Here is an 18,879-nt window from a genome sequence, read left to right as displayed (position 1 = left end):
TCAGGCAATCGGTCAGGCAATCGGGGGGCGCAGCCGCCCCCTTCCTGGTTCACGGACCTTATTCCAGGAATTGCGACACGGCCCGCGCGGTCTCGTCGATGTGTGCCAGCAGCAATGTGCATGCGCGCTCGGTGTCGCGGCTCAGCGTCGCATCCATCAGCTCCTGGTGCTCCCGCACGATATCGCGCGCCAAAACATCGTGCGGCAGCGGCCCGGCGATTCGCATGCGGCGGTAGCGTTCAGAGTGTCGAACCAGTTGTTCATCGATACGGCGCAGCCAAGTGGAGCGCGCGGCACTCAGTAATGCGAAATGGAAACGCCGATGGGCCAGTTCCCATCGATGGGCCGACGGGATGTCGTCGGGCACCGGCAGCGGGGTATGCACCAGCTTGTAGAACGCCGCGGTAATCTGCGCACCCCATTCGTCGTCGCCATGCTGGATGGCGTCGGCAAGCAGTTCCGTTTCGATCTTCTTGCGCGCGTCGAGGATGTCCAACAGATCTTCGCGGGACGCTTCGGCCACCCGGAAGCCGCGCTGGCCTTCATTGGTGACCAGGCCATCACAACTGAGCAGCATGAGCGCCTCGCGGATGGGGCTGATCCCTACCCCATATCGCTCCTGCAATGCCTGAGGCCGTAACTTCTCGCCAGGCGAAAAGAGCCCGGCAAGCAGGTCGTTCTGCAGGTACTCGTACGCCTGTTCCGAAAGGGTCGCTTTCGGCGTCTCCACCCGCGTGCGTTGTGCCGCGTGCGCCTTCTGATTCATGTTTCCGCCTCCACGATGCCGTCTACGCTTGCCAGCCAAGTATACACATTTGGCTCGTCATCAGGGAAAACGCGAGTTTTCATTAAAAACACATAATTTATATAGACTATAAATTTTATAAAGTTTACTGTTCGTCATGAAGTGACGCCGTGGGGGCGCCAACTCGACGATCAAGGGGAAGGGGAATGAAACGTTGTTTGCTGCTGTCTTGCGTAACATTGGTTATGGCGGGGCCTGTGTGCGCCCAGAACAGTGTGACGCTGTACGGCGTACTTTCCGAAGGGGTGATGTACACCAACAACGCTGGCGGGCACTCGCAGTGGCAGTTGGCGAGCGGCATTCAGCAATCGCCGCGCTTTGGACTGACAGGGAGTGAAGATCTGGGGGGCGGCAATCGCACGATCTTTACGTTGGAGAGCGGGTTCAGTCTGGGCAACGGCACACTGGGTCAAGGCGGACGTCTTTTCGGCCGACAGGCATTCGTCGGCCTGGCAAACGACAGGTGGGGACAGGTGACGATCGGTCGCCAAATCGACACGATGGCGCAAAGCCTGGGGCAATATGAGGCCGCGGTGCAATTCGCGACGTATGGACCGCCTATTGGCGACAACGACAACGTCTTTCCCACTTTCCGCCTGAGCAACGCCGTCCAGTACAAGAGTGTGAACATCGCTGGCGTTCAGGTGCTGTCGCAATACGCGTTCGCCAACACGGCCGGCAACTTTTCCAACAACCGGGACTTCAACGCCGCATTGACGTACGCCAACGGGCCGCTTAGCGCAGGGCTGGCCTATCACGTTGTCAACATGCCGAACAGCGCCACGAATACGGCTGGCGCGGTGTATGGGGACTACGGTTTCAGCTCACCGTTCGTGACCAGCGGGACAGGCGCGTCGGTCAGCAAGCAGCAGATGTATGGGGTGGGCGGTTCGTATGCCCTGGGCAAGGCAAAGTTCTCGCTCATGTTCACGCATTCCCAGTTCGACTATCTCGATGCGTCGAGGCTGGGTCTGAGCAACTACGAAGCCACGGCGACCTATTTCGTGACGCCATCGCTGCTTGCGGGTCTCGGCTATATCTTTACGGACGGCCACGATTCGCCGACAGGTAAAAAGCCGCAGTGGCATCAGGTGGACGTGGGCCTCGACTGGTACCTCTCGAAGCGAACCGACGTGTTCATCGTCGGTATTTTCCAGAAGGCCGCAGGGGACGCGAAGGTCGCGCAGATCTACTACAACTCGCCGTCGAACTCACGCCAGCAACTGTCTGCGTCGATGGGGATCCGGCATAAATTCTGAGTCACGCCGTATCGGCATGTGAGGCAGACGGTCAGATTGAAGCGCGCTGCGCCCGATCTGACCGCCGCGCCTGACCACCGGCACCGATCGATCGAGCGTTGCTTGCCCGCGGTACCGCTGTCTCGAAGAATAGGTTCACGAACGCTGCCACCGTGACCCTGCGCGTCAAGTCCCCCTGCCGTTCGCAAAAGTGTGGATTCCACGGATGCCACGCCCAGTAAAACCTGCACAGGCGTTGTGGCGAGCGCGAAGGCTTCAGCCGGCGATTTCATCTTCCGGCATTGAGCGGTCAATACCCCTTTTGAACTCATATCCGTACCCCTTGCGACAGGGACTGCAGACTTTCGCCTCAAGTTTGATTTCATTTTGTCGTTACATATATGGGTAGACGTTTCGCCAGTAAGACAAATGGCGACCCGTCACATGTCACAACCTGGGGCACCCGAGAACGGCAGAAGGCGGACATCCATATGAGTGAGACATCGATTTCTCGGACCATTGCTGCGGAAGGCATTCTTATCTCGCGCACGGACCTGAAAGGCAATGTGACGTATGTCAGCGACGCGTTTGCGCGTGCGCTGGGATACGACGTGGCGGATCTGATCGGCCAACCTTATGCAAAGCTCGTCCCCCCGGAAAGTCCGCGCGCCGCGTTCATGGACGTGCGCAAGACCATCGACGCCGGCAAGCGCTGGGAAGGGGTGGCCGTCAACCTGTGCCGCGATGGCCAGCGCCTGTGGACGATCACCAGCGTGGCGCCCCGCTGGCTCGACGGTCGACTGATCGGCTTCACGTCGCTTCGCACGCCCGTGCCGTCGTCGATGGTCGAGCAGACGCAGCACATGTTCGACACCCTGAACGGGCCGGGCGGCGACAAGTACTTCATCGAGCAAGGACGTCTCGTCAGGAAGGGGTTCCCCGCTCGCTGCGCGCGCTGGCTGATCGGTGCGCTCGGGCGCGCGAAACGAAGCGCTTCACTGTGGATGGTTGCGGTCTGCTTTCTCGCGGCGCTTGTCGCGCTCACGCCGGGCGTTGTTCCGTGGGCCGAGGGACATGCGCCCGGCGAGCCCGTGTCTGCCGCAGCGGTCGCGTTCGCCTGGGGAGCCTTCCTCTGCGCGATGATCGCGCTTGTCCTGCACAGTCGATCGCTCGCGCGGCAGTTTGTGCTTCCCGTCACGCACATCACGGACCACCTTTACCGGATCGCTTCCGGTGATTTGCTGGCGCAGTTCGACATGCGCGTTGCCGACGTCTTCGCACCGTTCGTGCGTGCGCTCAACATGACGCGCGCGAGCTTTGTGCAGATTGTCTCCAGTATCGATCGCGGGGCGCGGGAGCTGACGTCGGCCATGGCGCAGGTTGCGTCGGGCAACGATGACCTGTCACAGCGCACGGAAAAGACGGCGTTGGCCTTGCAGTCTTCGGTCGCCGAACTACGCGCGCTGACCGATGCGGTCGAGAGCAATACCGCGCTCGGTCAGGACGCGAGGCGAATCTCCAACGACACCGCGGCGATGGTCCGCGAGGGCGGCAAGCAAATGGCCGATGCGATTGCGGCAATTCGGTCGGCCGCCGAAAAATCGGGAAAAATCGCTGAGATCTCGCATCTGATCGACGGCATCGCCGCGCAGACGAATATCCTGGCGATCAACGCCGCCATCGAAGCGGCTCGGGCGGGGGAGTTGGGGCGAGGTTTCGCCGTCGTGGCGGCGGAAGTCCGGGTGCTGTCACAGCGAACGGCGACGGCCGCACGCGAAATCGCGGCGCTGATCGCCCACGCATCGGCGCAAGTGGAGGAGGGCCGAACGCGCGTGGAGCGGGCAGGTGAGGCGACCCGCTCGATCGGGGAGTCGGTCGAGCGCGTCAACGACCTGATACTGAACATCACCGATGCCTCGGAGGCACAGAACAGCGGCCTGCAACGCATCAACGGGTCGCTCGGTTCGATGGACGCCGACGTACAGCAAAACGCGGCCCTCGTGGAAGAGGCGGCGGCGGCAGGACAGTCGTTGAGCGAGCAGTCGATCATGCTGCAATCGACCGTCGAGATTTTCGATTTGGCCCCGGCAAGCCAGGGCGCTTAGCGTGAATGGTTGCCGGGGGACGACGTGAACGTCGAGCGCCCCGCCCGACACGATGTCATCCTCGTTGCTCGACATGGCGCCTGCGGGGCAGGTTCTGGGTGGTTCGCATCGTGATTCGCGTTCACCCCGCCATGGCTTCAACGGTTTGACGGACGTGCCGCGCCGCGTCGCGACAACAGCAGGAGCACCGTCAGCACGCAAAAGCCTGCGCCTGCGTAAAAGGTTGCCATGGCGCCAACGCGATCCCACAGCATGCCGGCAATGACGCTCGACCCGAGCGTGACGATGCCACTGACCAGATTGAAAATGCCGAAGGCCGTGCCCCGCAGTTGGGCCGGGGCCGCGTGGGCGACCATCGTGGCCAGCAGTCCCTGGGTCATGCCCATATGCAATCCCCACAGGGCGACGCCGATGAGCAGTACCGTCCAATGCGCGCCATGGGCGAGCACGATGTCGGACGCGAACAACATCACGAGACCGGCGATGAGCAATCGGGTGTGGCTCATTCGGTCGGCGAGTTTCCCGAAGGGATAGGCCGACAGCGCGTAGACGGCGTTCATCGCCACCATCACCAGCGGCACCCACGCCACAGGCACGCCGCTGCCCATCGCCCGCAATACAAGGAATGCCTCGCTGAACCGCGCCAGCGCGAAGACGCCACCGATGCCGACCACCCACCAATATGGGCGTCCGAGCTGTTTTGCGTTCTCCCAGCGAACCGGATTGACACGCTTGGCGCGGGTGTCGTGCGCGGGTTCTGAAATGCCGAACGTCAGCAGCGCGACCGCGAGCATGCCGGGAATCACGGCCAGCCAGAAGGCGAGCCGAAAGTTGTCCGATCCGGCGAGCATGATGACAACCGCCAGCAACGGTCCCAGGAACGCCCCTACCGTGTCCAGTGCCTGCCGCAAGCCGAACGCCGCGCCGCGCAGTTGGGGCGGCGTGATGTCGGCCACCAGCGCGTCACGCGGTGCGCCGCGCACGCCCTTGCCAACACGATCGAGCACGCGCGCGGTTACGACAACGCCAATCGTGGGGGCGATGGCAAACAACGGTTTGCTGATCGCCCCGAGGCTGTACCCCGCGACCGCGAGCCACTTGCGGTTGCCCAGATAGTCGCTGAGCGTTCCGGAGAACACCTTCACGATCGGGGCGGTCGCTTCGGCAATCCCTTCGATGACACCGATCGCCGTTGCACTGGCGCCAAGACTCGCCATCAGAAACATCGGCAGGAGGCTGTGGATGATTTCGGATGAAATATCCATGAACAGACTCACGAAGCCGAGTATCCACACACTGCGGGGGATTTGATGAAGGATCTTCGTTCTCACGTTGGTTGACATGGACCTTTTTCCTGGGAGCGCGGGATAAGGTGGACGCCTGATCTCGCTCATCGCGTACACCCTCCGTAGGGTAGAGGGGTGGCGCGCTTTCGGCCAATGCCATTGCCGGAATTTCCGCGCCACCCTAGGTGCGAGTGGGCGTGCGAGTGGGCGTGCGAGTGGGCGTGCGAGTGGGGGTGGGGATGGGAGTGGTTGTGGGTGCGCGGTTGCCGTCGGATATCTTTGAACAAGTCCGCACGGCGCTTCGCCTCGGGACAGGCGCGGCCAATCGTCCCGACTAGTTTGTCTGTGAACTCTTCTCTACAATGAAAAACCTCTATTCAGGGCCGGATCCCGACGCTGGCTGGTCCCACACGACACAACCCGCATGAATTCCCACACCGTCTACCTTGTCCTCGACCTGATCGGGACCTTTGCCTTCGCGCTGAGTGGCGCGGTCGCGGCGCGCCAGCGGCGGCTCGACCTCTTCGGCATTGCCGCGGTCTCGTTCATGGTGGCGTGCGGCGGCGGTATTCTGCGCGATGTCTGCATCGGCGCGATTCCGCCCACCGGACTCTCCAACTGGCGCTATCTCGCGGTGTCGTTGCTGGCGTCCGCCCTGGTGATTGTCGCCTACGCGCCGGTGCGCCGGATGCGCCACCCGGTGCTCTTCTTCGACGCGATCGGACTCGGCCTGTTTGCCGTCTCGGGCGCGCAGAAAGCGCTGGTCTTCAGTCACAGTGCCGAGTTGGCGATGCTGATGGGGATCGTGAGCGCGGTCGGTGGCGGCGTGATGCGCGATGTCCTGCTATCTCGCGTGCCATCCATCCTGGACCGGGAAATCTACGCCTCGGCGGCACTCGTCGGCGCGGGCGTGCAAGTCGGCTTCTTCTATGCGGGATGGACGGACTGGTGGACGCCGTGGTTTGCCACGTTTGCCTGCGTCGCGTTGCGTCTCGCGTCGCTGCGCTTCGGCTGGGGACTGCCGGTATTCGGCAAGCCACGGGCGGCCGAAGGCCCGGACGGCGAGTAGCAAGTAGCGAGTCACCTGTTAGCAATTGGCGGCGAACGGGCGCGGCGGAACTACCACGAGGCGCGCGAGCGAAGATCCCCCGTCAAACGCGCCGCGCCCGCGTGCCAGGCCCGCGACGTTACCCTTGCGTGCCGGCCGATTCCTGGGCGCGACGCAGACGCTCGCGGCTGTTGGTGAGGTGTGTGCGCATGGCCGCACGCGCCGCTTCCGGATCGTGCCGCGCGATGGCGTTGTAGATGTCTTCGTGCTCGCGATTCACGCGATTGAGATACGACACCTGGTCGTCGTCGGCGAGCTCGGCGGAATTCACGCGCGTGCGCGGAATGATCGTGTTGCCGAGCTGCTCGAGAATGTCGTGGAAATAGCGGTTGCCGGTGGCGTTCGCCACTTGCAGATGGAAGGCGACGTCGGCCGTCACCGCATTGCCCGTACGTTGGCGCACGTGCATCTCGAAGTCGTCCAGTGCCTGGCGCATCAGCTTGAGCTGCGTGTCGGTGCGGCGATTCGCCGCCAGCCCCGCCGCTTCGGTCTCCAGCGAAATACGCAACTCCAGGATCGCCATCACGTCGAGCATCGTGAGGATGCGATTGGTGTCGACCTGTAACGAGTTCTCACGCGGGGCTTCGAGCACAAAGGTGCCAATGCCGTGACGCGTTTCCACCAGTTGCGCGGCTTGCAGTCGCGAGATCGCCTCGCGGACCACCGTGCGGCTCACGCCCAGGCTTTCCATGATGGCCGACTCAGTCGGCAGCTTGTCGCCGGGGCGGAACGTCCCGCTGCGAATCTGCTCGGACAAGGCGCTCACAACCTCTTCCGTGAGGCTGCGAGACTTGCGGCGAGGAAGTGCGGGCAACGGGCTGGTCATGGGCATGGTGTGGGTTGGAATGATGGGTGACGACAAAACACCCTCAGTTTACCTTATCGCCGGTCGCATACATACGACAACCGATAAGAATCGACCGCCAATGCCTTGCCCCAATCGATACCGGGCATTGGCGGCCGGAAGTACATCCTCGTGCGACTTCTCGCGACCACTCATGACTGTCCGGACCGGCACGCGCACGGCGCCGCCCCGGACAGCTTTCCTACCGGCGGACCGGCGTCAGAAATCGACGCGGATCCCCAGCATGCCGACCACCTGCGAACTTGTCGCCGACGGCGTGCTGTTCTGCGAATCGCCGACGGCCGGGCCGGCGTTGATGATGCTCGCAGCATTGGCCGAGAGCGACTTGCCATTGGCGTGCTGCCAGGCTTCGAGTGCGTACAGCGAGGTGCGCTTCGAGAGCGAGTACACCTGTGCGAGCGAGACCTGATGGTACGTCGCGGCATCGGTGATGCCGTTCGCCTTCGAGGCCGCCGTGTAGCTGTACGCCGCCGCCAGACGCCACTGCGGAGACACGACCCACGACGCGTGCACGCCGGCCGTGTTGAAGATGGCGGTGTCATGGAACAGCGACGCCGCGCCCGGCTTGTACTGCACGTTGCTGTAGGTCGCGCCGACCGTGACTTTGCCGATCGTGTAGATACCGGCCACGGCGATGTGTTGCAGCACGTCGGCGGTGACATAGCCCTGGTTGAGGGAAGACGTGCCCGGCGTGCCGGTCGAGGCACCGTTCCACGTCGCCCCGCTGCCGCCCACGTTGTTCAGGCGCAGATACCCGGCCGCCAGCGAGAGCGGGCCGCCGTCGTAGCGCAGCGCGCCGGAATACGTGTTGCCCTTGCTGAACGCCCCGGCCTGGCCACCGAAGCCGTATTGCAGGCTGGCCGTCACACCCCACATCACCGGCGATGTATACGTCACCGAGTTGTTGATGCGGATGGTGGTGTCGAGACCGTCGATATCGCCCGGGTGTGCGCCGGTCGCGCCCGTCACGTAGGTCGTCGGGCCGAGGGTGCCGACCATCATGTAGTACGGCGTGTACTGACGGCCGATCGTGACCGTGCCGAGCCGATCGTTCTTCAGGCCGACGAAGGCCTGACGATTGAACATCTGGCCCGACGAGCCGAATGCGCCGTTGTTGATGTCGAAGCCGTTTTCCAACTGGAACAGCGCCTTGGTGCCGCCGCCGAGGTCTTCGGTGCCGCGCAGGCCCCAGCGGCTACCCGCCAGGTTGCCGCTGCGCAGATAGGTGTTCGACTTGCCGTTCTGGTTGCTGCTGTAGGCCACGGCGTCGTCAACGATGCCGTACAGCGTTACGCTTGTCTGCGCAAACGCCGGGACGGCGCCAGCGGCGAGTCCGGCCAATACAAGCCCGGCAAACAATTTCGAATGTCTCACGACTTCTCCTCTTGTGGTGTGTTTTCTTGGACTTCGCTTGAAACGGGGTGACATGCTCACGGGGACTGGAAACGGGGTGCCCTGCCGCTCCAGTCGGGTTGGTATTTGCGCATCTGGAGGGTGTCGTTGCGGGTGCGCAGTCCGCAACGCAGATACTGTTCGTGCAACTTAGCCAACTGGTCCTGATCGATCTCGAGACCGAGCCCCGGGGCCTGGGTCACGGCGACCGCGCCGTTGCGAATGGCGATCTTGCCGCCGCGCACAACTTCCTCGTCGGGGGCCTGCCACGGGTAATGCGTGTCGCAGGCGTACGACAGGCGCGGCACGCTGGCGGCCAGGTGCGTCATGGCCATCAGGCTGATGCCGAGGTGCGAATTGGAGTGCATCGACAGGCCGAGATCGAACGTCTCGCACATGCGCGCGAGCAGTTGCGTGTCGCGCAACCCGCCCCAGTAGTGGTGATCGGAAAGAATGATCTGCGCGCCGTTGAGCCGCACGTTCTCGCGGAATTGGCGAAGGTCGGTCACCACCATGTTCGTGGCGAGCGGCATGCCCGTGGCGCGATGCAGTTCGGCCATGCCTTCGAGCGTGGGCGTGGGATCTTCGTAGTACTCGAGATCGCCGGCGAGGTCGCGGCCCATCGCGATCGCGGTGGCGAGCGACCAGTTGCCGTTCGGATCGATACGCAACGGCTTGTCCGGGAAGGCGCGCTTGAGCGCCTTGAGGCACTTCACTTCTTCCGACGGCTCGAGCACCCCGGCCTTGAGCTTGATACTGCCGAAGCCGTGGGCGTCGATCATCGTGCGTGCCTGGGCGACGAGTTGCTCGGCGCTCAGCGTTTCCCCCCACGGGTCGAGCGGATAGTCGGTGGCCGGCATGTCGATATGCTGCGCGTACTTGAAGAACAGATACGCGCTGTAGGGCACCTCCGGCCGGACGGCGCCGCCGAGCAGTTCGACCAACGGAATGCCCAGATGCCGCGCCTGCAGATCGAGGAAGGGCACCTCGAACGCGGAGTAGATCTTCTCGGCGTCCTTGCGCGGATCGGTGCCCGGCGCGAGTTCATATTCCACGCGCTCGCCGCGCACGCCTTGACGTACCATCGCCGCGACGCGCGCGCGCAGGCCGTTGGTGTCGAACGGATCCATGCCGATCAGATGGGCTCGGGTGCTTTCCAGCAACGCCAGGACCGGCGCATCGCCGTAGGTTTCGCCCAGTCCCACGTGACCGTTATCGGTCTCGATCTCGAGGATCGAGCGCAGCGCATACGGCTCGTGAATGCCGGCCGCGTTGAGCAGCGGCGGGTCGCGAAAAGCGATGGGGGTGATCGTGATACGGTGAATTTTCACAGCGACTCATCCTCCGGCTCCGGGGGAGCAGGGCAAGGGACGGAAACGCAAAATTGCGTTCTGTGGACTACTTTTACGTCATCGTATGACTGGTCGTAATTTAGGTGACGGGAGGGGCGTTTCTCTATCGGTGAAATCCCTGACGAATGACCGGAGATTCTATTGGAATCGCGAAAAAATGCGCCAATAAACAAGTGAATAGGCATCACTTAGGGAAACCTCTGGGGTGTTTCAGCGTGTCTCCTGATTGCAAATTCACCCCTCCAGTCATATGATGACTTACGAGAAATTCAACACAACTAGGAGACAGCATGGCCTTCAGTCGCAGAGGATTTTGGCAACGCACGCTTGGCGCAGTGGCATGTGCGGCCGTATTGGGAAGCATCGCGAGTACGGCAAGCGCGGCGCCGGTCGCGCTGAACGTTGTCGACGTCGCCGGCAATCTCGCACTTACGCAGAAGGGCTTCGAGGCCTTCCGCGACAAGTACCCGGATCTCGTGTCCAGGATCACGTTCACCAACGCGCCCGCACCGCAACTGCCGGGCAAGATCAAGGCCATGCAAGCCGCGGGTCGTTCCGACATCGACATCGTGCTCACGGGTACCGATGCGCTTGCCGCCGGCATTCAGCAAAACCTATGGCAGCGTCTGTTGCCCGACTACAGCGCAAAGCTGCCGGGCGTACTCGACAAGTACTCGCCTAACGTGCGTGCGATGCAGGAGCTCTCAAAGGGCTACGGTCTTACCGTGACGTATAGCCCGGGCGGACCGCTCATTGAATACAACCCGGCCAAGGTAAGCCATCCGCCGAAGACGGCCGCCGAACTGCTTTCGTGGTGCAAGGCCAACCCGGGAAAGCTGATTTATGCACGTCCGGCCAACTCGGGGCCGGGCCGCGCATTCCTCATGGGGTTGCCGTATCTGCTGGGCGACAAGGATCCGCACGATCCGATCAAGGGCTGGGACAAGACGTGGGCTTTCCTGAAGGAGCTCGATTCGTGCATTCCCTATTACCCGGGCGGCACGTCGGCGGTGATGAAGGAACTGGGTGAGGGTAGCCGCGACATGACCGTGACCATGACGGGTTGGGACATTAATCCGCGAGCCTTGGGCATCGTGCCGGCGAGCTTCAAGGTGCAGGCGTTCGACAAGTTCACATGGGTCAATGATGCGCATTACATCGTCGTGCCCAAGGGCGTTGCCAAAGACAAGATGGACGTCATTCTCAAGCTGATCAACTTCATGCTTGAACCTGCACAACAGGCCATGACCTACGACGACGGCTACTTCTACCCGGGCCCCGCCGTGAAGGATGTCCCGCTGTCCGCTGCGCCGGCGAAGAGCCAGGAAGTGATCGCGAAATACGGCCGTCCGGAATACGCGAAGCTCATCGCCGAATTCCCGCATGCCGTGCCGCTCGACGCGACCGCGATGGTCGCCGCATTCCAGAAGTGGGATGCCGAGATCGGCTCGCTGAAATCGAAGTGACCGGAGTGATCGGAGTCGTCCATGAAGCACAACTTTCAACACCTGCGCCTCGATAACGTCGCGCGCGCTTTCACCAACGCGGAAGGGCAGTCCGTGGCCGCCCTGAACGGCCTGGACCTGACCATCGAGCGAGGCGAATTCATCGCGCTGCTGGGGCCTTCGGGGTGCGGTAAATCGACCGCGCTCAACTGTATTGCCGGACTCACGCCGCTGACCGGCGGCGCCATCTGGCTCGACGACGAGCGCATCGACGTGCTGCCCAGCGAGAAGCGCGGCTTCGGCATGGTCTTTCAGAACTACGCGCTGTTTCCGCACATGAGCGTGCTCGATAACGTGGGCTTCGGCCTGCGCATGCGCGGCATGCCGCGTGCGGAGATCGAGACGCGAGCCCGTGCGGCATTGCAACTCGTGCAGCTTGTCGGGCACGAGCGCAAGCTGCCGGGCCAGCTCTCGGGCGGGCAGCAGCAGCGCGTGGCCATCGCTCGCGCCATCGTGATCGAACCGCCCGTTGTGCTGATGGACGAACCGCTCTCGAACCTCGATGCGAAGCTGCGCATCGAGATGCGTGCCGAGATTCGTCGCATTCACGGCGAACTCGACCGCGCCACGATCTACGTGACGCACGATCAGGACGAAGCGCTCTCGATGGCCGACCGCATCGTGGTGATGAAGGAGGGCGTCGTGCAGCAGATCGGTGCCCCGCGCGACGTCTATTGCCGCCCGCGCAATCTGCATGTGGCGCGCTTCATGGGCTATCGCAACGTGTTCGACGTGTCGATCACCTCAGCACAGGGCGATCACGCGCGCGTGTCGAGTGGCGGCGCGTCGTTCGACGGTGTGCTCATGGAGTCGCCGGGCAGCGAGGGCAAGGTCAGCGTGGCGATTCGTCCCGATGACTTCGAGCGTGCGCAGGCCGCTAACGACAACGCCTTCGATACGGTCGTGGAGACCGTCGAATACGGTGGTCGCGATTCGTTGCTGCGCGTGGCGTCGCCCTTCGGCCCGCTGTACGCGCGCCTGCCTGGCGACTATGCCGTCGGCGAGCGCGTGCCGCTTTGCGTGCCGGCCGAGCGCACGCTCGTCTACGCCGGAGAACGCGCATGAGTGCCGCCGCGTCTTCCCCATCGCTTGCGCCGGCCGCGCGCTTCGACGGGCGCGGGTGGCTGGTCGCCCCGGCGCTCGTGTGCCTGCTCGCGATGTTCGTGTATCCGTTCGCCTACGGCCTGTTCCTGTCGTTTCAGCCGATGGAGGGCGGTGTCTTCGCGAACTACCTGAAGTTCTTCACCGATCCGACACTGTGGCCGACCGTGCTCATCACGCTCAAGCTCGCCGTGCCGGCCACCTTGATCAACGTGGGCGCGTCGATTCCGGCCGCCTTCGCGCTGCGCAAAAGCACCCGCGCGTCGAAGTTCGTGACGATGCTGCTGGTGGTGCCCGTCACGCTAGGCACGGTGCTGATCGCCGACGGCATGCTGACGTACTATGGGCCGAACGGCTGGTTCCCGCAGGCGTTGCACGCGCTGCATCTGTACAGCGACGAAGTGCGTCTGACGCACAATTATTGGGGCGTGCTGATCTCGCTGGTGATTTCCGGTTTCCCGTTTGCGTTCCTGCTGATCCTGTCGTACGTGACGGGCATCGATCCGACGCTCGCGCGTGCGGCCGGCACGCTCGGCGCCGGGCCGTGGCAACAGTTCCGGCTGATCTATCTGCCGCTGCTGGTGCCGGGATTGACGATGGCGGCGTGCCTGTCGTTCGTGCAAGCCTTCTCGGTGTTTCCGTCCGCAGTGCTGCTCGGTGTGCCGGCCGGCGCCACGCGCGTGGTGTCGATTGCGGCGTATGAAGCGGCGTTCGAGAGCTATGACTACTCGCTGGCGTCGTGCGTGGCGATCGTGATGGGCTTTGTGCAGTTGCTGATCGTGGCAGGCATGCTGGGCGCCCGCCGCGCGTTTTATAGCGGTCCGACCACGGGAGGCAAGGGATGAACGCCACCAACAAGCCTTTGGCCGGAACCCTGGCCGCGCAGAACGGAGATTTCATGACGACGCCTTCGCCCGTGAGTTCGCCGGCGGCTGCTCCCACGACGCGACGCAAGATGCGCCGCGAAGGACCCGGCTCGCGGCTTTGGCGCGTGCTGGTGTGGGGCGCGATGATCTTCTTCCTCGTGAACGTGGGGCTGATGATCGCTACCGTCACGATGAACTCGCTGGCGACCCGCTGGTTCGGCACGCCGCTGCCGGAAGGCTTCACGCTGCATTGGTATGCGCAGGCGTGGCGCGACTTCCAGCTCGGCGACGTGCTGTGGGTCACCATGGAGGTTGTGGGCGCGGTCGTGCTGCTGTCGATTGCGCTGGGCGTGCCGGCCGCGTATGCGCTGGCCCGTGCGCAGTTCCCCGGCAAGAAGCTCGCGATGCTGGTGTTTCTGTTGCCGTTGATGGTGCCGCCGGTCACGTACGGCATTCCGATGGCGACGGTGCTCTACAAGGTCGGGCTGGGCGGCACGCTCACGGGGGTGATTCTCGCGAACCTCGTGCCGTCGCTGCCGTTCGTGATTCTCGTGATGACGCCTTTCATTGAGCAGATCGATCCGAATCTCGAAGCGGCCGCGCGTATCTTCGGGGCCAACACGTTGAAGTATTTCCGTCACGTGTTGCTGCCGCTGCTGGTGCCGGGGATTCTCGCGGCGGGGTTGCTGGTGCTCGTGCGCACCATCGGCATGTTCGAGCTGACGTTCTTCACGGCCGGTCCCGACACGCAGACGCTCGTCGTCGCGCTGTACTACGCAGTGTTCTCGACCGGCGTGCGGGCGCCGCAGTCCATCGACGCCATGGCCATGATCTATATGGCGATCACGCTGTTGTGGGTGCTCATCGCGCTGCAATTCGTGAGCCCGACGCAGCTCGTGAGCCGCGTCAAGGAAGCGCCGAAGGGAGAGTAAGCCGTGCGGGTGCCGCCATCGCCTCGGTCGTTCCAGGGGGATGCGCGGCACTTGCGGCTGCCCTTGCCGCACCCGCGTCTTCCACGGCCATTTTCCGCGCTTCCCGCATTTCCCGCCTCTCCCACGTCTTGCCGTCGGCTTTCCTCGCGGTTCCGTCGCCGCTTCCTGTCGGACTTGTCGCCTCCTTCCTTCGCCGTGTTGCGACGCACCAATAAAATTGCCGGCATCCGACGGAATAAAGTATCGCGACCGGGTGTTCTGAGAGTGTCGTCCCCGACACATTTCACTCAGGAGCCAATGTCATGAACCAACGTCAATCGATGTCTTCCGTGCTTGCCGCGCTCGTGGCCGCTGCCGGTCTGTTCGCCGCGGCCGCCGCCCATGCCGAAACCCCGCTCAAGGCGATGGGCGGCATGATGGTCGACAGCCAGAACCGCACCGTCTATTCGTTTGACAAAGATGTGGCCGGCAGCGGCAAGAGCACCTGCAACGGCCCGTGCGCCGACGCCTGGCCGCCGGTGATGGCGGCGCCGGGCGCGAAGGCGGAAGGCGATTACACCGTCATCACGCGTGACGACGGCACCATGCAATGGGCCTACAAGGGCAAGCCGATGTACCGCTTTGCGAAGGACACCGCCCAGGGCGACCAGAAGGGCAACGGCTTCAAGGATATTTGGCACGTCGTCAAGCCCTGAGCGGGCGCGCAAGCCGATCCGACAGGGAGCGAGGGGTGTTGGCGGTCTGGCCGGCCACGCGGCGCAGTGCAAAGTGGCGCCGGCTCAGTATAATTTCGCGGCAAGCGCCGGCGGTTTTCGTCGGCGATGCTTCGGACTGGCTTGATGCCAGACACCCTCCGCCAGGACATTCGCCGATGACCGGTCAGGATTTGCCCAGCTTGCTCCCTGGCTTGCTCCCGCGCCTGTGGGCATTCGCTCTGCGCGTCACGGGCGATCGCCACGATGCCGAGGATCTCGTGCAACGCGCTTGCCTGCACGGGCTCGAGCGCGTACATCAGTGGCAGCCCGGCACCTCGGCGTTGAGCTGGATGTACCGCATCGTGCATACCACGTGGATCAACGAGATCCGTGCGCGTCGTGTCCGCTCGCGCGGCAGTCTGGCCTGGGACGATGCCGACGTCGAAGCGATTCCCGACCTTCAGGCGTCGACGCCTGAAGACCTGGCCAGTTATCACCAGGTGTTCGGCGCCGTCGACCGGCTGCCCGAAGCGCAGCGGCTCGTGGTGCTGCTCGTCGCCGTCGAAGGGCTGAGCTACCAGGAGGCGGCGCTCGTGCTCGACGTGCCGATCGGTACGGTCATGAGCCGCTTGTCGCGCGCACGCCGAACGGTCGGCGACCAGTTCCGTCAACCCAAGGGGCAACCCCGCCGTGCCGACAGTGTCGGCCCTGTCTCCGGCGCACGTGAGGAGGATGCGTGATGAACGAAGACGATATCCGCCTGCTCGCGTACGTCGACGAGACACTCCCCGCTGCCGAGCGGGCGCAGGTCGAAGCGGCCATTCATGCGTCGCCCGAATTGGCCGACGCGGTCGAATCGTTGCGCGCGTCGCGCCTGCCGTATCGGGAGACGTTCGCCGCACAAGTCATCCCACCCGTGCCGGCCAGCCTGAGCGCGAACCTCGAGGCACTGCTGCGCGCGCATGCGCAGCGGCATACGCCAGCGACGCAGGACGATGCCCATGCCGCGAAACCGGTGGATCCGACGCGCACAGTGCATCTGGGGAGTCCGGAGCGACCGATGAATTCGGAGAATCCGGAGCGTTCGGAGAGCCCAGAGAGTCTGGAGCGCCCGATGAGTCCGGTGAATCCGGTGAATCCGGTGAATCCGGTGAGTCAGATGAAGTTGGAGAGTCAGGTGAGTTCCGTCTCGCCGGCCGCGTCCGTGCGTGTCGATGAGTCGCGTCGCCCGTCCGCGGCGAACGATGCGCCTGCCGGACGCCGCGTGCGCGCCGGTTGGCTCGTTGCCGCGTTTGCCGCGGGCGTGACCGTCACCGCGATCACCTTGCCCTGGTTGCCGGGTGCACTGAACCGATCGGGCGCTGGCGGCGGCGGACTGATGACGGCGTCGGTGACGGCCCCGCCGAAGTCGCCGCAAGGCACGACGTGGGTGCGCGCCGCAGCCGAATACCAGCAGCTCTATGTGCGCGACACCATTGCGTCGGTGCGGGTGGACGAGGGCGACATCGCGCGCACCGTGAGCGATATTCGTCAGGACGACAAGCTCGATATCAGCGTGCCCGACTTGCGCGCGCAGGGACTCACCTTCAAGGGTGTGCAACGTCTGCGCTGGCAGGATCGTACGTTGGTGCAGATGGTGTACTTGCCGGAGACGGGCGATCCCGTCGCGCTGTGCGTGGTGCGAGATCCGCGTCCGGACCAGGACGTGGCGGCGCAGCAGATCGATCGGATGGGCGTGGTGACGTGGCGCAAGGGACAGATCGGCTACGCGCTCATCGGGGCGCCGGGGTCGGTCGACCTGAAGGCGGTGGCCAAGGGGTTGGCGCACGGACAAACCACACCGTTGTACGGTCTGGTGACACTGCCCTCGCTCACGCGTGCGCACGCGGCGTCATAGTGATGTCCCGTGCGTCGCGCCCAAAAAGCTAACGCCCCAGAACTGAAATGCCCCCAAGGGTTGGCGTGATGTCCAACGCTTGAGGGGCAGTGCAAACCGAGGGCGTTTGTCGTTGCTGCGCTCGCGTTTGCTATGCGCCGGGTCTGCGTGTCATGCCTGCGACATGGCGCCGTCGCGAAGTCGCCACAAGCCCAGCGGATTGCTTTCCTGAAGGGCTTGCGGCAACAGCGTGTCGGGCAAGTCCTGATAGCAGACCGGGCGCAGGAACCGGTCGATGGCCGTGGCGCCCACCGACGTGAACATCGCGTTCGACGTGGCCGGGAACGGACCGCCGTGAACCATCGCGTGACACACCTCGACACCGGTCGGGAATCCATTGGCGAGAATGCGCCCGGCGCGACGCTCCAGACTCGGTAGCAGGCGGCGTGCCGACTCGATATCGCCGGCATCGAGCTGCAACGTTGCCGTCAGTTGTCCTTCCAGACGCTCGGTGATCGCGATCATTTCGTCGACGGTATCGCAGGCAATTACGACCGATGCCGGGCCGAAGACTTCCTCATGCAGTGCCGGTGTGGCGAGGAATTCGGCGGCCGTCGTGCGGAAGAGCGCGGCCTGGCCCTGACATGCGCCCCCGGCCTGACCCCGCGCGAGCAGTGTCACGTTTGGCTCGTCGACCAGTCGCGTCACGCCTTTGTCGTAGGCCTGATGAATGCCGGGCGTCAGCATCGTGCCCGCGGCTTTCGCGCCGAGGGCTTCGGTGGCCGTGCGGCAGAAGCGATCGAGTGCGTTCCCCGCGATGCCCAGCACCATCCCCGGGTTCGTGCAGAACTGACCGACGCCCATCGTCAGCGAATCGACGAAGCCCTTGGCGATGGCGTCGCCGCGCGCGCTGAGCGCCTCGGGCAGCAAATACACCGGATTGATACTGCTCATCTCGGCATAGACCGGAATCGGCACGGCACGTGACTGCGCAATGCGTTGCAGCGCGAGACCGCCGGTGCGCGAACCGGTGAAGCCCACCGCGGCAATCGCGGGATGTGCGACCAGCGCTTCGCCCACGGCGCGTTCGCCGACGAGCAGCGAGAACACCCCTTCCGGCAGGCCAAGTGCCTGCACTGCCGACCGAATGGCGCGCGCCACGAGTTCCGACGTGCCCAGGTGCGCCGAGTGTGCCTTCACGACCACCGGGCAACCCGCGGCAAAGGCCGATGCGGTGTCGCCGCCCGCCACCGAGAACGCCAGCGGGAAGTTGCTCGCCCCGAACACGGCCACGGGGCCGAGACCGATCTTGGCCAGACGCAAGTCGCTGCGCGGCAACGGTTCGCGCGCCGGCTGCGCGGGATCGACGGTGGCGTCGAGAAAGTGTCCGTAGCGCACCACACGGGCGAACAGGCGCAGTTGGCCGACGGTGCGCCCGCGCTCGCCTTGCAGGCGGGCGATGGGCAGTCCGGTCTCGGCATGGGCGCGCTCGACGAGGGCGTCGCCCAGATCGAGAATGGCCTGGGCGACGGCTTCCAGGAACTCGGCGCGTTTGGCGAGCGGCAACGCGCGGAACGGATCGAACGCGGCGCCGGCCAGCGCGCAAGCGCGTTCGACGTCCTGCACGGTGCCCGCGCCGAACGCGGGCGTGAGCCGCTCGCCGCGCGACGGATCGAATGCCTCGAGCGTTCCCGCGCTACCCCTCACGTCGGCCTGGCCGATCAACATCTCACCGGTAATTTGCATGCGTGGG

General features: G+C 64.1%; 16 protein-coding genes. 10 read left to right on the top strand and 6 right to left on the bottom strand.

The genetic code is table 11. From position 1 onward, the window contains the following. Positions 1-58: 58 nt before the first annotated feature. Positions 59-766: a GntR family transcriptional regulator gene (locus tag PEP31012_RS02200; RefSeq protein ID WP_150587701.1), complete on the bottom strand. Its 708-nt coding sequence runs from the start codon at positions 764-766 to the stop codon at positions 59-61. A gap of 185 nt (positions 767-951) precedes the next feature. Between PEP31012_RS02200 and PEP31012_RS02195 the strand changes: the two genes are divergently transcribed. Both PEP31012_RS02195 and PEP31012_RS02190 read left to right on the top strand, forming a co-directional pair. Next, a complete protein-coding gene (locus PEP31012_RS02195; RefSeq protein ID WP_150587700.1) occupies positions 952-2,064 on the top strand; it encodes a porin in 1,113 nt (370 codons plus the stop codon). A 470-nt stretch (positions 2,065-2,534) separates the two neighbouring features. Continuing rightward, a complete protein-coding gene (locus PEP31012_RS02190) occupies positions 2,535-4,148 on the top strand; it encodes a methyl-accepting chemotaxis protein (protein WP_174978073.1) in 1,614 nt (537 codons plus the stop codon). A gap of 137 nt (positions 4,149-4,285) precedes the next feature. On the opposite strand, the gene PEP31012_RS02185 is transcribed toward PEP31012_RS02190, so the two are convergent. Beyond that, positions 4,286-5,491, bottom strand: coding sequence for an MFS transporter (locus PEP31012_RS02185; RefSeq protein WP_150587698.1), 1,206 nt, complete (start codon positions 5,489-5,491; stop codon positions 4,286-4,288). A 367-nt stretch (positions 5,492-5,858) separates the two neighbouring features. Between PEP31012_RS02185 and PEP31012_RS02180 the strand changes: the two genes are divergently transcribed. Continuing rightward, positions 5,859-6,503, top strand: coding sequence for a trimeric intracellular cation channel family protein (locus PEP31012_RS02180; RefSeq protein ID WP_150587697.1), 645 nt, complete (start codon positions 5,859-5,861; stop codon positions 6,501-6,503). Positions 6,504-6,621: 118 nt separating this feature from the next. Here the strand turns inward: PEP31012_RS02180 and PEP31012_RS02175 are convergent, their stop codons facing one another. From PEP31012_RS02175 to PEP31012_RS02165, 3 genes are all read right to left on the bottom strand, one after another. After that, positions 6,622-7,368 carry a FadR/GntR family transcriptional regulator gene (locus tag PEP31012_RS02175; protein WP_217427105.1) on the bottom strand — a complete coding sequence of 249 codons (747 nt, stop codon included), beginning with the start codon at positions 7,366-7,368 and terminating at the stop codon, positions 6,622-6,624. Positions 7,369-7,605: 237 nt separating this feature from the next. Then, a complete protein-coding gene (locus PEP31012_RS02170) occupies positions 7,606-8,781 on the bottom strand; it encodes a porin (protein ID WP_246171104.1) in 1,176 nt (391 codons plus the stop codon). A 56-nt stretch (positions 8,782-8,837) separates the two neighbouring features. Beyond that, complete coding sequence (locus PEP31012_RS02165) at positions 8,838-10,130, bottom strand: glucarate dehydratase family protein (protein WP_150587695.1); 1,293 nt, start codon at positions 10,128-10,130, stop codon at positions 8,838-8,840. A gap of 311 nt (positions 10,131-10,441) precedes the next feature. Here PEP31012_RS02165 and PEP31012_RS02160 point away from each other — a divergent pair, with 311 nt between their 5' ends. The 7 genes from PEP31012_RS02160 (at position 10,442) to PEP31012_RS02130 (ending at position 17,147) form a co-directional block, all read left to right on the top strand. Next, the gene (locus PEP31012_RS02160; RefSeq protein WP_150587694.1) at positions 10,442-11,617 is read left to right on the top strand and encodes an ABC transporter substrate-binding protein; all 1,176 of its coding nucleotides are present in this window, start codon (positions 10,442-10,444) and stop codon (positions 11,615-11,617) included. A gap of 21 nt (positions 11,618-11,638) precedes the next feature. Continuing rightward, a complete protein-coding gene (locus PEP31012_RS02155) occupies positions 11,639-12,721 on the top strand; it encodes an ABC transporter ATP-binding protein (RefSeq protein WP_150587693.1) in 1,083 nt (360 codons plus the stop codon). Then, the gene (locus PEP31012_RS02150; RefSeq protein WP_150587692.1) at positions 12,718-13,602 is read left to right on the top strand and encodes an ABC transporter permease; all 885 of its coding nucleotides are present in this window, start codon (positions 12,718-12,720) and stop codon (positions 13,600-13,602) included. Before PEP31012_RS02155 ends, PEP31012_RS02150 begins: the two co-directional genes overlap by 4 nt. A gap of 53 nt (positions 13,603-13,655) precedes the next feature. Then, on the top strand, positions 13,656-14,555 hold the full coding sequence (locus PEP31012_RS02145) for an ABC transporter permease (protein ID WP_343039874.1): 900 nt from the start codon (positions 13,656-13,658) through the stop codon (positions 14,553-14,555). 302 nt (positions 14,556-14,857) lie between these two features. After that, positions 14,858-15,250: a COG4315 family predicted lipoprotein gene (locus tag PEP31012_RS02140; protein WP_174978072.1), complete on the top strand. Its 393-nt coding sequence runs from the start codon at positions 14,858-14,860 to the stop codon at positions 15,248-15,250. A 176-nt stretch (positions 15,251-15,426) separates the two neighbouring features. After that, the gene (locus PEP31012_RS02135) at positions 15,427-15,990 is read left to right on the top strand and encodes an RNA polymerase sigma factor (protein WP_150587690.1); all 564 of its coding nucleotides are present in this window, start codon (positions 15,427-15,429) and stop codon (positions 15,988-15,990) included. Beyond that, positions 15,990-17,147 (top strand): anti-sigma factor family protein, encoded by a 1,158-nt coding sequence (locus tag PEP31012_RS02130; RefSeq protein WP_150587689.1) that lies wholly within the window; start codon positions 15,990-15,992, stop codon positions 17,145-17,147. Before PEP31012_RS02135 ends, PEP31012_RS02130 begins: the two co-directional genes overlap by 1 nt. Before the next feature lie 150 nt (positions 17,148-17,297). Here PEP31012_RS02130 and PEP31012_RS02125 read toward each other — a convergent pair whose 3' ends face one another. Next, positions 17,298-18,872, bottom strand: a complete 1,575-nt coding sequence (locus tag PEP31012_RS02125; RefSeq protein WP_150587688.1) for an aldehyde dehydrogenase (NADP(+)) — start codon at positions 18,870-18,872, stop codon at positions 17,298-17,300. Positions 18,873-18,879: the final 7 nt, after the last annotated feature.

The sequence above is a fragment of the Pandoraea eparura genome (genome assembly GCF_902459725.1).
Classification (GTDB): Bacteria; Pseudomonadota; Gammaproteobacteria; order Burkholderiales; family Burkholderiaceae; genus Pandoraea; species Pandoraea eparura.
Note: the sequence above shows the minus strand (reverse complement) of the source record. Positions and strands in the feature narration are given on the sequence as shown.